Source organism: Chryseobacterium tagetis (genome assembly GCF_016735585.2).
GTDB lineage: Bacteria > Bacteroidota > Bacteroidia > Flavobacteriales > Weeksellaceae > Chryseobacterium > Chryseobacterium tagetis.
In genome coordinates this window covers 280,135-294,489 of sequence record NZ_JAERSE020000005.1, presented here as the reverse complement: position 1 = coordinate 294,489, position 14,355 = coordinate 280,135, and the positions used below count along the sequence as shown (strand labels likewise).

The 14,355-nt window shown below is 33.2% G+C and carries 11 protein-coding genes; all 11 read right to left on the bottom strand.

Features of this window, described 5'->3' with window-relative positions:
* Nucleotides 1–8 precede the first annotated feature (8 nt).
* Entirely contained in the window at nt 9–1,046 is a 1,038-nt protein-coding gene (locus JI747_RS18180; RefSeq protein WP_225690285.1) for a ferredoxin--NADP reductase, read from the bottom strand.
* A gap of 130 nt (nt 1,047–1,176) precedes the next feature.
* Complete coding sequence (locus tag JI747_RS18175; RefSeq protein WP_225690284.1) at nt 1,177–2,169, bottom strand: mannose-1-phosphate guanylyltransferase; 993 nt, start codon at nt 2,167–2,169, stop codon at nt 1,177–1,179.
* Between the two features lie 64 nt (nt 2,170–2,233).
* Nucleotides 2,234–2,578, bottom strand: a complete 345-nt coding sequence (locus tag JI747_RS18170) for a phosphomannose isomerase type II C-terminal cupin domain (RefSeq protein WP_225690283.1) — start codon at nt 2,576–2,578, stop codon at nt 2,234–2,236.
* A gap of 52 nt (nt 2,579–2,630) precedes the next feature.
* On the bottom strand, nt 2,631–3,959 hold the full coding sequence (locus tag JI747_RS18165) for a nucleotide sugar dehydrogenase (RefSeq protein ID WP_225690282.1): 1,329 nt from the start codon (nt 3,957–3,959) through the stop codon (nt 2,631–2,633).
* Nucleotides 3,960–4,095: 136 nt separating this feature from the next.
* Nucleotides 4,096–6,462 (bottom strand): GumC family protein, encoded by a 2,367-nt coding sequence (locus JI747_RS18160; protein ID WP_225690281.1) that lies wholly within the window; start codon nt 6,460–6,462, stop codon nt 4,096–4,098.
* A gap of 23 nt (nt 6,463–6,485) precedes the next feature.
* Complete coding sequence (locus JI747_RS18155) at nt 6,486–7,295, bottom strand: polysaccharide biosynthesis/export family protein (protein WP_225690280.1); 810 nt, start codon at nt 7,293–7,295, stop codon at nt 6,486–6,488.
* 129 nt (nt 7,296–7,424) lie between these two features.
* Nucleotides 7,425–7,592 (bottom strand): cupin domain-containing protein, encoded by a 168-nt coding sequence (locus JI747_RS20450; RefSeq protein WP_394371161.1) that lies wholly within the window; start codon nt 7,590–7,592, stop codon nt 7,425–7,427.
* A gap of 171 nt (nt 7,593–7,763) precedes the next feature.
* Nucleotides 7,764–8,042: a sugar phosphate nucleotidyltransferase gene (locus JI747_RS20445; protein ID WP_317197631.1), complete on the bottom strand. Its 279-nt coding sequence runs from the start codon at nt 8,040–8,042 to the stop codon at nt 7,764–7,766.
* Nucleotides 8,043–8,195: 153 nt separating this feature from the next.
* Nucleotides 8,196–10,154 (bottom strand): polysaccharide biosynthesis protein, encoded by a 1,959-nt coding sequence (locus JI747_RS18145; RefSeq protein WP_225690279.1) that lies wholly within the window; start codon nt 10,152–10,154, stop codon nt 8,196–8,198.
* 273 nt (nt 10,155–10,427) lie between these two features.
* Nucleotides 10,428–10,664 carry a hypothetical protein gene (locus tag JI747_RS18140; RefSeq protein WP_225690278.1) on the bottom strand — a complete coding sequence of 79 codons (237 nt, stop codon included), beginning with the start codon at nt 10,662–10,664 and terminating at the stop codon, nt 10,428–10,430.
* A gap of 7 nt (nt 10,665–10,671) precedes the next feature.
* Complete coding sequence (locus JI747_RS18135; protein WP_225690277.1) at nt 10,672–14,340, bottom strand: beta strand repeat-containing protein; 3,669 nt, start codon at nt 14,338–14,340, stop codon at nt 10,672–10,674.
* Nucleotides 14,341–14,355: the final 15 nt, after the last annotated feature.

Sequence of the window (14,355 nt, the reverse complement as noted above, 5' to 3'; positions counted from 1 at the left end):
TTTTATGTTTAAATTTTTATTGAAACAATATTATCTTTTGGATGTGAACAACAAAGCAAATACTCTTGTTCGTTTAAATCTTCCCTTTCTTTAGTAAGTCCAATCATTTTTATTCCACCAGATAACAGGGTTGCTTTACAGGTACTACAGTTACCTGTTTGACAAGAATAAGGCAATTCTAAACCAACGTTCAGTGCTGCTTCCAATATACTTTGTCCTTTTACTACTTCTAAAATTTCATTCCTTCCTTGAAAATATAAACTAATCGTTTGAGTCGAAATATCATCGAAATCAGATGGATTTCTTAAAATTTCGAAATCTTCAGAAAAGATATTTCTCTCATTTATATTTAAACTTTTAAAAGCCATTTTGAGAGATTCTTTTAAACCTACAGGACCACATATATAATGTAGCTGTTCATCTTCTTTGATATGACTATCAATTATTGAGTTAACTCTACGTTCTTGTATTCTTCCCTCAATTACATATGGAAAATTCTTATCTATCTCAAATCTTGTATGAAAATATGTTCTATTAAATCTTTCAGGAAATTCCTCTTTCAAAGACTCTATCTTTTCTAAAAAGATTGTACTTTCAAAATTTTTATTTCCGTAAATTAGGTGCACTTTTAAGTCATCGAACTGATATAGTGCAGATTTTGTAATAGAAATTAAAGGAGTTATTCCACTACCTGTTCCCCACAAAAAAATATTTTTTTGCTTAGGAGAAACACCTAAAATAAAATCTCCCATAGGTGGTAATACCTCAATAGAATCTCCAATGTTTATCATATCAATAATATAATTGGAAACAATTCCATTTGGAACTCTCTTTATAGTAACCTCTATATTGCGATCCACTCCATAGCAAGAGGAAAATGAGTAAGGTCTTATATATCTTCTACCGTTTATTCTTACAATCAATGTCAAATATTGTCCCGCAACATACTGTATCTTTTTTAATGCGGGTTGCTTAAAACAAAGCGTAATAGTATCATCAGTTTCTTGAATGATATCAACAATTTTTAGGGTATATGTTATACTCATTTAAATCAATTTAAAACTTGAGACATTTGAAAATTCAAAAGGTGCTAAAATATTTTTGCAATTATTATATTATTTTTTAATAAAATTTTATTTAAAATTTAGCTTTTTATAATAAACCCTATTACTTTAACTATCTTAATGTAGATTTATATTTCTCAAGTTGGTTATACACTTTTTTTACATCCTGCGATTTTTCTTTATGAAGAATCAATAAGGCATCGGAAGTGTATACTAAAATAGAATCTTTGAGCCCAACAAAAGCCGTGAATATTTCTGTTCCAATTACCATATTTCCGTTTTCATCTATAGGATGTCCTGTAGAACGTAAATAGTCATATAATGATTCGAAAGATCCCAAATCATTCCACCTGAAGTGAGCTGGAACTACTTTTATTTTCTTAGATCTCTCCATTACTGCATAATCAATACTAATGGAGGGAATCTGAAGTGAAGCATCTACATCTAAACATTGGTTTTCAGAAGTTTTCCAAGTTTCACTACATTTATCAAATACTTCAGGCTGATATTTTTTTAGTTCCTCTAAAAGTATCCCAGCTTTAAAACAAAACATTCCAGAATTCCAAAGAAAAGTTCCTCTTTCCAAAAACTCTTGTGCAGTTTCTGTATTCGGTTTTTCTCTGAAAGAAAGTACATCCTTTCCTTCATATTCTATATACCCATACCCTGTTTCTGGTTTTGAAGGAACGACTCCAAAAGTTACCAAAAAGTCTTTTTTTGCCAGTTCAACAGCTTCTTTTATTGCCTTTTCATAAGCATCCTGATTCTGAATTAAATGATCAGATGGGGTAATAATTAATATATCATCAGGATCAACAGCTAGTGCAGCAAATGCAATGGCAGCAGCTGTATTTCTAGCCGCAGTTTCGGTAATAAATTTCTTAGGCAAAGAAATATCATTAAGAAGCTGCTTACTCCATTCAATATGATCTGTATTTCCAACAACCATAATCTGATCTACAATTTTCTGATTACGTTCAGCAGTTAATTCAAATAATGACTTTCCTGAAAACAATTTAAGAAACTGCTTCGGGTGTTGTTTACGAGAAAGAGGCCAAAGCCTGCTTCCAACACCACCTGATAAAATTACGTTATATATTTTCATATGGATATTTATATTTAAAAGGTTCTAGAAATTGTCTATTTTTTTTTATGTATTAATAACAATTTCACATTCTATTATAATCATCCTCAACTCTCACAATATCATCTTCCCCAAAATAGGTTCCATATTGTACTTCAATAAAAACAACAGGTTCACTTGTTTTATTTTCAATACGATGATGTACACCTAAAGGAATTTGTGCTACATTTCCTGCAGAATAATCTTTAATTTCGTCATTAATTGTTATGGTACCTATACCTGAAACTATTGTCCATACTTCGGCACGATAATGATGATATTGCAAAGAAAGTCTACCTCCTGGGTTTACCAAAATTTTTTTTACTTTATGAGTATTGGTATCTTCTAATACCCAATATTCTCCCCATGGTCTCACATCATGTTCTAACATCTTTCTTCTTTTTGTTTTTAATATACTTAATCCTTATCTGAACAATTCTAAACTATAGTCTTTTATCTACTTGATCTTTCTTCATTATTCCTTTCACATCATATATTACTCCTTTATCTTTTAGATAATTGTTCAAAGATAAATTTAAAAATTCCTGATGCGCAACTGTAAGAATAATAGCATCAAATCTATGAGATTCGTCAGTATCCTTAGGATGACAAGATTTAAGTTCTGTATGACTGGTTATCCCATATTCATACATCACCTCTTTAGGATCTGCCCAAGGGTCAAATGTTATTACCTCTACCCCATATTCTTTCAGATTGGAGATAACATCTATTGCTTTAGAATTTCTAATATCTGGGCAGTTTTCTTTAAATGTAATTCCAAGATTCAATATTTTTGCTCCTTTAATGGGAATATTCTTTTGAATCATCAATTTAATGACTTGAGAAGCTACAAATGCCCCCATAGAATCATTTAATCTTCTTGCAGAAAGTATTAATTCAGAATAGTAACCTATTTCCTGAGCTTTCTGAGCTAAATAAAAAGGATCAACACCTATACAGTGTCCACCTACTAATCCAGGTTTAAAAGGCAGGAAATTCCATTTTGTTCCAGCTGCTTCTAAAACATCGTGCGTATCAATATCCATTAAAGAAAAAATCTTTGCTAATTCATTCATAAATGCAATATTGACATCTCTTTGCGAGTTTTCAATAACTTTCGATGCCTCAGCTACTTTAATTGTAGGTGCTAAATGCGTTCCAGCCGTAATCACCGATTTATATAAGTCATCAACTATTTTTCCTATTTCAGGAGTCGAGCCAGATGTTACTTTTAAAATTTTATCTACAGAATGTAATTTATCTCCCGGATTTATTCTTTCCGGAGAATAACCGGCAAAGAAATCAATATTAAACTTCAACTCCGAAATCGTCTCTAATACAGGAACACATTCCTCTTCAGTTACTCCAGGATATACTGTAGATTCATAGATTACTATGTCTCCTTTTTTCAATACTTTTGCTACCGTTTCAGAGGCTTTATAAAGCGGCGTAAGATCAGGGCGATTATGCTTATCAACGGGAGTAGGAACAGTAATTATATATATGTTTGCATCTTTAATACTATCAAGGCTTGTTGAACAGTATAAACCTTGCGATTTGTTCGTAACAACAAAAGAATTTTCCTCAAGCAAAACAGCCTGAAGGATTTCATTATCTACTTCTAATGTACTATCATATCCATTGTTAAGCTCAGAAACTCTATTTTGATTGATATCAAAGCCCACTACCGGATATTTTGTTGCTAATAGCCTAGCTAAGGGTAAACCAACATACCCTAAACCAATTACCGCTATTTTATGTTTTTTTTCCATTTACTATTTACAAGTTAGATATCAAATCCTATTCTATATGCTTTAATTAATATTATTTAGTTATCTTTTTTCAATATCAACTCATATATAATTCGGTTTGCTTTTATAGAGACCATAATTATTTTTTAGTGTTGAATTAGCTAAACAATTTTTTCCACCAAGATTTTTCAATATCCGCAGTATAACCATAACCATATTTATACCCATAACCGTAACCACTATTCCTTTTTGATACATCATTCAGAACAAATCCAACATTATGGATTTTTTTATCTTTAATTTGATGGTTAGCAAATTTAATTAATTCTTTTTCTGTATGCCCAGATCTCGTTACATAGACTGTAACATCGGCAACATCAGCAATAAGAAAAGAGTCTGTTACCAGCATCAATGGAGCTGTATCTAAGATAATATAATCGTAATCGGATTTCAAACTTTCTACCAATTCCTGATATCTCCCATTTGATAATAACTCTGTAGGATTTGGAGTGATAGCTCCCGAATAAATCACATCACAATAAGGATTAAAAGAAGTTGGATGAATTATTTCTGAAGCCTTCATATGGTCATCATACATAAATTCTGAAAGTCCAATCAATCCTCTCCTACTATCATTATATCTTTGTAATTGAGGATTTCTAATATCTGAACCAATAATAACTACCTTTTTTCTAGGAGTAGCCAACGTTAACGCTAAATTTACAGAAGTAAATGTTTTTCCCTCTCCTTTTACTGTAGATGTAACGAAAATAACATTTCCTTTTTTATTTTTAGCCAACATAAAGTTCAGATTAGTAATCAAAATACGAAATGCTTCTGCTAACGGTGATAAATCGTTCATTTGCACTAATTCCGAAGCTCCTTTTTCCAATGATGGCAATTCACCAATCACTGAAGCTCCTTCTGATAAGCCTTCAAGATCATGTTTAGTCTGTATTTTGTTATTGAATAACTCCACTAAGTAAATAATTCCAAATGGAATCAATAATCCAATAACTAACGTTCCCAAATAAATAATCATTTTTTTAGGAGAAACAGGAATAGGATTCGTTAATGCATCGTCTACAATACGAGCCTTTGGTGCTGCAATTGCTAATGAAATTGCAGCCTCTTCTCTTTTCTGTAATAATAATAAATACAATTGCTCTTTGATATTCTGCTGTCTTTCGATGCTTCTAAATAGCTTTTCCTGTACCGGAATTTTCGAAATCATCCCAGATAGACGATTTTGTTCCACCTGAATATTGGCTGTTGCAATTTGCAATGCAGATCTACTTTTCTGTAAGCTTGCCCCAATTCCTGTACGTATTCCATTGATCTGTTTCGTTATATCCTGCACCAATGGGTTTGCCGTGGTGGAATTCTCCAACAATCGGTTTCTTTCCATCACCAATTGATTATATACTGCAATATCAGAAGCGGTGTTTGAATCTTTCAAGCCTACATTCAATGGCAATATTTGGAAACTCCCTTGTCTGTTCAAATAACTGATTAAACTGTTCACCAATTCTAATTGGGATTCATTTTCCAGTTGAGTTTGATGTATTTTTGTGACACTCTCCAAAGATAATGCTGCCTCAGTTTGAATATCTGCAATATTGTTTCTAACCTTAAAGTCTTCTTTTTGATTCTCTACTTTACCTAGCTCCAACCCAATAAGCCTGATTCTGTCATCAATGAATGTTGCTGTTTTTTGCGCTTCGGAACTTTTATCATTAATAGCTTCTTTGTTATAGTTAATTGCTAAATGATTCAGAATGTTTTCTGTTTTTTCCGGTACCACATCATTCATTGAAATTTTCAGCACTGTTGCTTCTTTCTGTACAAGAGTTACAATCAATTTACTCAAAAGATTTCGTGAACGATCCATACCAGACATAAACTGCAATGTATAGTTTCCTTCATCTTTTTTTTCTTTTTTAAAATGAGAATTTTTTTGAAAAATTACAATACCAAAAGGTAATCTTATTGCTTTATTGAAATCTACTTGTATATCCTGTTTAAAAGACTCTGATTTTAATATGAGATGACCATTCTGTATTGATGCTAATACTTGTTTAGCCGGATATTTTGCTTTAGGAAACTCTTCAATCATTCTTACTGTAAAAGGAGCCGTTTCTTTGTATAACTCAGTATCTTTTACATTTCCTTTTGCATAAATACTTGTCTCTAATCCTAGTTCTCTCACCACGGAAAGCATGAGCTTTTTGGATTTGAAAATCTCAATCTCATTATCCACTGAATTAGTTCCCATTCCACCAATTCCACCCAACTCGGAAATCACCGATAGTTCAGGCTGCCCAGATGTTGATTTTTTCACTTCTTTAATAAGAAGCGTAGCCTCTGTATTATATACAGGAACACTATATCTTAGGAAAAACCACGCTCCGATAATTGTTATAACAACTCCAATGATAAACCAATACCAACGGTGAAGATAAGGTTTAAGAATTTCTCTCAGGTTTAAAGATTCTTCCTGATTATCCAAATAATTCTGATCCACTATAAATGATTAGATGTGTAAAATTAATTTTTTGTCAATGCTAAAATACCAATCACCAAAGAAGCAATCACCGATGCCACAGATATGTATAAACCTGTATTCGGGTCTACTCTTGCTGCTTTTTCTCTATTGGCATTTGGCTGTACGTAAATGATATCATTCTGCCTTAGATAATAATATGGAGAATTGATAAACTGTGCGCTAGTAAGATCTATTCTTTCTTTTGTAAACTTACCATCCACATTTCTAACCACCAATACATTCGTTCTTATTCCATATGGTGTAAGATCTCCAGCCATTCCCAAAGCTCCTAACAGAGTTGTATTCCCTTCCGAGAATACATACTGCCCAGGCCTAGCAACCTCACCCAAAACAGCTATTTTAAAATTAATTAATTTTACATCCACCACTGGTTCTTTCACATATTCTCTAATCAAATCCGTAAGCTTCAGCCTGAATGTTTCTAAATTTTCGTTCTTGGTGCTTACCTTTCCGATTTGTGGAAAAATAATATTCCCGTCAGTATCTACGTTATAGGTAGGTCCTGAACTAGGAACCTGTTGAGCCAGATTATTGGAACTTTGGGTAGAATGCTGTGCAATCGTAGACGTCGAAGAATACACTTGATTAAAAGGCTTCACCACATCCATATCTTTGGCAGAAACTGTAATCACCAGCTGATCTCCTGGCTGCAACGTGCTTCTGCTATTTTTCACGGAATTGTCTAATACAAGATTTTCAATATCTTTCATATAGTTGATCTCCTGCCTTGTTCCACAAGAAAACAATAACACCGACAATGCACCACCCAAAATACAATTTTTCCAATTCATTCCTGAAATATTTTTCACAAAAATATGATTATTATTTATGAAACAAAAGTTTCAATTTTATTTTTTATTAATACTAAAGTCAAGAATCAAAATTTAGATTTTCTCATTGCTTTGAACTCTGATACTTTTTTATTTATTTTTATTTTCCCACTTTGCATATACTTTTTTCACATCCTTATATTTTTCTTTTTGCAAAATCAGTACTGCATCAGAAGTAAATACAAAAATACAGTTTTTCATTCCTCCAAAGGCTGTGAAAATATCTGTACCTATTACCATATTTCCATTTTCATCCACAGGATGTCCATTAGATCTGAGGTAGTCATATAACTATTCAAAAGCCCCTAAATCATTCCACATAAAATAAGCAAGAATCACTTTAATTTTCTTTGAAGGCTCCATCATAGCCTAGTCAATATTTATAGAAGGTATTCTTAACAAAATCTGCATGTATCACAAAAGCAATTGTCACAGCAGTATTTCTTGCCACTCTTTCTGTAATAAATTGTTCGGGATATTCCTATCCCGAAATATATTTCTACTCCATTCAATATGATCATGGTTTCCAACAACTATAAGCTCATCAACTAATCCTATATTTCTTTCTGCTGTTAATTCAAATAGAGATTTTCCAGAGAAAAGTTTTAAAAACTGTTTAGGATTTTGTTTTCGAGATAGGGGCCACAACCTGCTTCCTACTCCACCGCTCAAAATAACATTAAAAACTTTTATGCTCTTATTTTTCACTTAAATTTAGTGAGGGATTTTTCAATCCAATCATCTAAATTTTCAAGTTTAAACTTTATTCATTAAAAAATTTGATTACCTAAATTCTGTTCTTAACAATATATATTAAGAAATGATCTGCAATACTACTCCTTAGAATTGATTCATTCTACATTATTGAATCACATCAAATTCTTTAGTTTTATGATCTAAAATTTCAAATTCTGAATTATTACTAATAAATTCAGGTACAATAGTCTTTAGTATCCTTACAACCTCTAATCTATCTCTTTTAACTGCCGATTTAATGATCTGTATGCATAATATATTAATTTCTTCAAACTCTATTGTCAAATCTTTGGAAATCATAATTTTCTCATGATGGGTAGGGACTGTTGTTGCATTGTCACTCAACAATTCTTCATACAATTTTTCTCCTGGTCTCAATCCTATAAAACTGATTTTAATATCTAAATCCGGGGTATAACCTGATAATTTTATCATTCTTTTAGCCAAATCTAAAATCTTTACAGGCTCACCCATATCGAATACATAGATTTCTCCTCCATTCCCCATAGTTCCTGCCTGTAATACCAATTCACATGCTTCAGGGATTGTCATAAAGTAACGGATAATATCCGGGTGAGTAATCGTAATCGGACCTCCTTTTTCAATCTGTTTTTTAAAATGAGGAATTACTGAACCGTTTGATCCTAAAACATTTCCAAAACGTGTAGTTATGAATTTAGTAACGTTACCTTCCGAATTCTGTAGAGATTGTACAAAAAGTTCGGCTGTTCTTTTTGATGCTCCCATAACATTTGTAGGGTTTACAGCCTTATCTGTAGAAACCATTACAAAACGGTTGACTTTGTATTCTTTTGAAAGCAATGCTACATTTTTAGTTCCTAAAACATTCACAAAAATTGCTTCATGAGGGTTATCTTCTATCAAGGGTACGTGTTTGTACGCCGCAGCGTGGTATACCATTGAAAACTGATGCTCTTCAAATATTTTTTCAAGTCTATATCTATTTGAAATATCTGCCAGTATAAATTTAAAGTTCTGCTCCGGAAATTTTTCCACCAACTCCAACTCCAATTCATACAAAGGAGATTCAGCCTGATCCAGTACCACAATCAGAGAAGGATTGAACTGAGCAACCTGTCTTACAATTTCACTTCCGATAGAACCAGCCCCACCTGTTACTAAAACATTTTTATTAAAATGCCTTTTCTTAACTTCTTCATTTTCTATTTTAATAGGTCTACGATTCAGCAAATCTTCAATCTGAAGCTGACGTATTCCTCCTACTAAATCAGAGTCTCGCATTTTACTCAATGAAGGAGCTTTCAACACTTTTAAACCATTATCTAGAGCCAGAGTCATCCATTCCTCAAGCTCTTGCTTTGTCATGATCTCCTTAATGATCAATACTGCATCAAACTTTCTGATTAGGTTTTCGTTTTTAAAAAAGTACTCCTGATTGTATATTTTATGTCCTAATAACATTGCACGGTTAGAGTCCGATCTTTTTGTCAAGAAACCATATAACCGATATGGATAACTGGGATTATGCATGATCGCTCTTGCAACTGAAACGGACGCATCTCCTACTCCCACTACTGCCACTTTAACCTTATATGAAAATCCTTTATAATCGATCAGCATATTGAAGAACTGTTTTGTAATCATTCTGAAAAAGAACATTGCAGAAACAGATATGAAAAAGTATAGAAACAGATTAGGATAAAGATATGGAGTTCTTCCAAAAAATATTTCTGTACAATAATTAATAACTAGAAGAGTCATTAAAGTACTTCCCGAAGAAAACATGATTTTAAAGAAATCAAAAAAAGTTGAATGCCTTATAATCCCTGCATATGTTTTAAATACAAACATAAACAGGACATTAATTATAATGACCAAACTTATTTTTTGAAATGTATATTCCGGAAAACTATCTCTTACATGTAATTTCTCTAAAAACAGAGAAGAAAGCACTATAGAAAACAGTACAATAAGAACATCTATAATAATAACTAACCAACGAGGGACATATCTTAATTTCGTAATTTTCAATATGTTGTCCCCATCGTACAGTACACTAAAAGCATGAAGTAGCTTTTTCATTCAACATCAATTGGTTTTATAATTTTGGGACAAATATAATGATATTATTTGTTCTTATCACCTAGTCTTGAATTTATTTTTTATGTGATTCATATTATGTGAAATAATAGTCACAAATATGTTTTAACAAAGAGATTCTTTAACTATTTCTATAAATATATTAAATAAAAAAATCATTTTTTATGCAAACTTATCACATAGCCATAATAAAATAAATATTCTATTTCTAAAAAAAACCGAAGTTAATAAACTTCGGTTTTTAAATATATTTCTTTAAAAAGAATTGCTTGCTTTTTTGCGTTTGGAAAAAACAAGCATCATCCCTATAGCTGCAGCTATCAAAAATGGAATTTGCTCATCTATTGGTGTAGAAGGATCCCCAGGTTCACCTGGACTTTTTTCTACTTCTGATGTTTGTGATGGCTCATCATATATATAAGGATTATCTGAGTGTTGTGCAAAAGCAAGACCAGAAAAAACTATTGAACCTATAACTATTATCTTTTTCATCTTTTTCTTATTTAACTAGTTTTTTTGTATACTCTTTACCAGCTGATATTGCTCTTAAAATATACATTCCTTTTGTTTGTAATTTAAATTTAACGGAATCAGCATTTGGTTTTAATTCCATTACTTTTCTCCCCGAAGCATCATATATTTCTAGTTTTTCAATGTTTTTAGAATTTATCGCAACAAAGCCTTCTCCGTCTCTATATACTTCAAAAGTTGTTTTTTCAATTTCCTGAGTTCCTAAAACATTCAATTTGTAAACAATTTCGAATCTATTGGTAAACTCTTCTGCATTAGCTGAGAAACTATAGCTTCCAGTCTGAAGATTCGTATAAGTACCTAAGTTTTTATCATGAAGATAAATTGCCTGTCCGTTATTGAAAACACCTTCTTTTTGAGTTAATGAAATTACAAAGTTACCTGCTTCAAAATGCTTATTTCCTAATGGTACAACATCATCAACCGTAAACGGTGATCTACCTTGAATTACTAATTTTTCAGTACCCACTGTACTATAGAAAGCATCTGACCCCATTCCCATTGATCTTGAATCGAAAGCATCAAATGTATTTTGTGCTCCCACTTCATAGTTAACAGCTAATGTGGTATTACTTCCATATGGTGTTGCCAACTTCAACCAAAATTTACCTGTATCATTACCATTTAATTTGTTAAAGGTATTTCCTGTAGTAGAAATTCTCATTGCATTGGTAAATGTTGCTGCCGTTCCTGTTGCTTCAACAATGAAACCTTGTCCTATTGTTGCTGAATTTCCTGAATGTGACGCTAAAGAAGTCGGCGCTTCTATCCAAGTACCAGAACCAGCTGCATTGTATGTAGCATACCCAACATTGGTTGTCGTATTTCCTGATTGCGTAGTTACACTATTACTTGTATTATCCCAGAACCAAAATGTAGAACCTACAGAAGATGAGTTAGCATTATAAAATGCGTTCAAATCTACATTAGATGAATATGGGTTACCAATTAAGTTATATTTGTTTGTAGAAGTATTGTTTAATGCGACTACTACATTTCCATTGTTTGGCTGCGCGGAAGCTCCTCCGAAAGTAGCAATTGCATTTGCTGCAGGCATTTTTACTGAATATCCTACCCCAGGAATAGAAGTTGCAGGATTGCTTAAAGTCGTATAGTAATCTGTTGCACTATCATAAGCCATCACATACTGTGGTGTAGTTGTATAAATACCAAAAATATTTTGAGAAACCATTGGCGATGCCCAGAATACATATTTATTAGCAGCACTCGTAGTATTTTTCAATACATTGAAAGCTCCTGTATTAGTTAAAGTAGAGCCATCTCTTTGAATGAAGTTTCCTCCGTCATTTACAATTACATTTGTTGCTGTTACAGTTTTACCACTAGTAACTTCCAATACTCCTCCATTATTGATTGTAATAGTATTTCCTGTAAGATTCGGCTGTATAGTTGTAGAATATAAACCTGCAATGATTGCATCTGTAGAAGATGTAGGCACTCCATTGTTCCAACCTGTTCCGTTCCAAGTTGTAACAGCAGCTGATACTTTTTTATAAAGACTAACTTCCGGTGATTGAGTTGAGGTAGTATATGCTTTAAATCCAGGCGCTGTCAAACCAGAATTATATTTAAAAATTCTACTTGCATCCGCTGCACTTGCTATTGTAAAGTGAGCATTAGATCCTGAAGTGTAAGTAATATCCCATTTTTGGTTATTATTTGCTACTGCATCAACAACAGATAAATTTGTTGAGCTTATAAAATTTACAAATTTAGAACTTGCAACACTTTGAATTGTAAATACGTTTCCTGTTTTCACCAAATTCCAAACCGTATTTGCTGCCGGATTTATAATTTGTCCAGACGTAGGAGTAATAGCATTAGTAACTAAAGCACCATTTGTAATTACATTACTTGCAGCAACTTCATCGTTAGCATCTGCAATCACATACTCTCCGTCTGTTAAATCTGTAAGAGAATTAATTTTTTGGTAAACTACTGCAGATATTACTTCAACGTTTATAGTTGCATTGTAAGCATTCCAATTAGCATCACCAGAAGCAGATGCCGTAATAGTTGTACTTCCTATTCCAACCACATGAATTTCGTTACCATTTTGTATATCTATTACATTATTGTTGTTACTTACATAAGTTATAGTTTTTCCTGCATTGGTAGTCGCACTTAAAGTTGTATTCGCAGCCCCGGATACTAAGTTGTAAGACGTATTATTAGCAGAAGTTTGTACACCTTGTGCAATTGTAATTGTATAATTTCCATCATCAGAACCCTCACTGTTTGTCGCTGTTACAGTGAATGGAATATTCGTACCTGAAACAGTTGGAGTCCCTGTAATTGCACCAGCAGAACTTATAGATAAACCAGATGGTAAATTAGCAGACGAATACGTAGCTGCAGATCCTGAAGATATTACATTAAATGTTGCAATCGCAGTTCCTACGGTTGCATTGGGTAACGCCCCTTCATTAGTAATTACAGGAGGTGTTGGTGGCGCTGGAGCCGTTAAACCTACTGTGAAAGTAGACGCTTCAGCATTTGTATTGTATGCAAAAACTCTTAGATAATAAGTAGTTCCAGCCGTTAAATTTGTTGTAATTGTCTCAATATTACTACTTGTTGTAGAATTTACCAAATAGGTAGAAGATGTAGGACAAGAACCTCCAAACAATTGCAAATCTACATCAGCAGATGTATCATTAGGTGCTATTTTAAACCCTTGAACGGTAAAAGTATGAGATCCACTTACAGTAGCTGTATATTGATACCAAACATCTTTTCCTGAATTTCCCGCACTCACTGGAGCCGCATAGGTAGAATAAAGCAAAGTTCCATTTGCCGTAGCTCCCGCCATCAATACTTGTGCATTCGAGCATAAATCATTTACTGGTGGAATTTGAGATACTATCGTAATTGCTTTAGTTGCAACGGTACTATTCGTTAACCCTGCAACCGTAGCTATAGCTTTTATGGTAGTTGCACCAATAGTCGTTATCGTAAAAGGAGCTGAGTAAGGAGTAGACGATATTGTAGGATCACTACCATCTGTCGTATAATATATAGCATCACTTCCTGCAGAAACCAAAGTAACCGTTGCTGTATTTGCGTACGTATCTGTTCCTACAGAAGTACCTGCTAACGTAATTGTTGGTGTAGTTGCTTGAGTAGGCGTAGAAGTACCACAAGTTACAACTACATTATCTACATAAGCAGTATTAGATCCAGATGTAAAACGGATTTTAACAGCTGTAGCTGTTTTTACAGCAGCTGGCAAATCGGCTATCCCAACAGTCGCTCCGGCAGTCGTTGCAGAGAATGTAGGGGTAAGGTTTACATAGCTTCCTCCATTAATGCTATATGCTAAAGTTACTGTTTGACCACCAGAACCCGAGGCATCTAAATAAAAACTAATAGATTGAGGATAATCTACCGCTGGGGTAATTGCAGTTTGACCTGATCCCAAATTCCAGCAATATCCTGAACCTCCAGCAGCGTGTGCAGGATCACTTGAAGTGTTAACACTACCTGTACCAGCCCATCCTGTTGGCTTTGTCCCTGCAGTTGCAAAGGTTTCATTAATACATTGTCCCCACATAATTTGGGAGACCACAAACAGCAACAACAATAATGTTTGCCTAAAAAGTTGTTTTCGTTTCATAGTAAATTAAAATTT

Bases quoted from the DNA above. Each gene is read 5' to 3' on its own strand.
- JI747_RS18135 (WP_225690277.1), bottom strand. From the start codon at position 14,340: ATGAAACGAAAACAACTTTTTAGGCAAACATTATTGTTGTTGCTGTTT.
- JI747_RS18145 (WP_225690279.1), bottom strand. From the start codon at position 10,154: ATGAAAAAGCTACTTCATGCTTTTAGTGTACTGTACGATGGGGACAAC.
- JI747_RS18180 (WP_225690285.1), bottom strand. From the start codon at position 1,046: ATGAGTATAACATATACCCTAAAAATTGTTGATATCATTCAAGAAACT.
- JI747_RS18140 (WP_225690278.1), bottom strand. From the start codon at position 10,664: ATGAAAAAGATAATAGTTATAGGTTCAATAGTTTTTTCTGGTCTTGCT.
- JI747_RS18170 (WP_225690283.1), bottom strand. From the start codon at position 2,578: ATGTTAGAACATGATGTGAGACCATGGGGAGAATATTGGGTATTAGAA.
- JI747_RS18175 (WP_225690284.1), bottom strand. From the start codon at position 2,169: ATGAAAATATATAACGTAATTTTATCAGGTGGTGTTGGAAGCAGGCTT.
- JI747_RS18155 (WP_225690280.1), bottom strand. From the start codon at position 7,295: ATGAATTGGAAAAATTGTATTTTGGGTGGTGCATTGTCGGTGTTATTG.
- JI747_RS18165 (WP_225690282.1), bottom strand. From the start codon at position 3,959: ATGGAAAAAAAACATAAAATAGCGGTAATTGGTTTAGGGTATGTTGGT.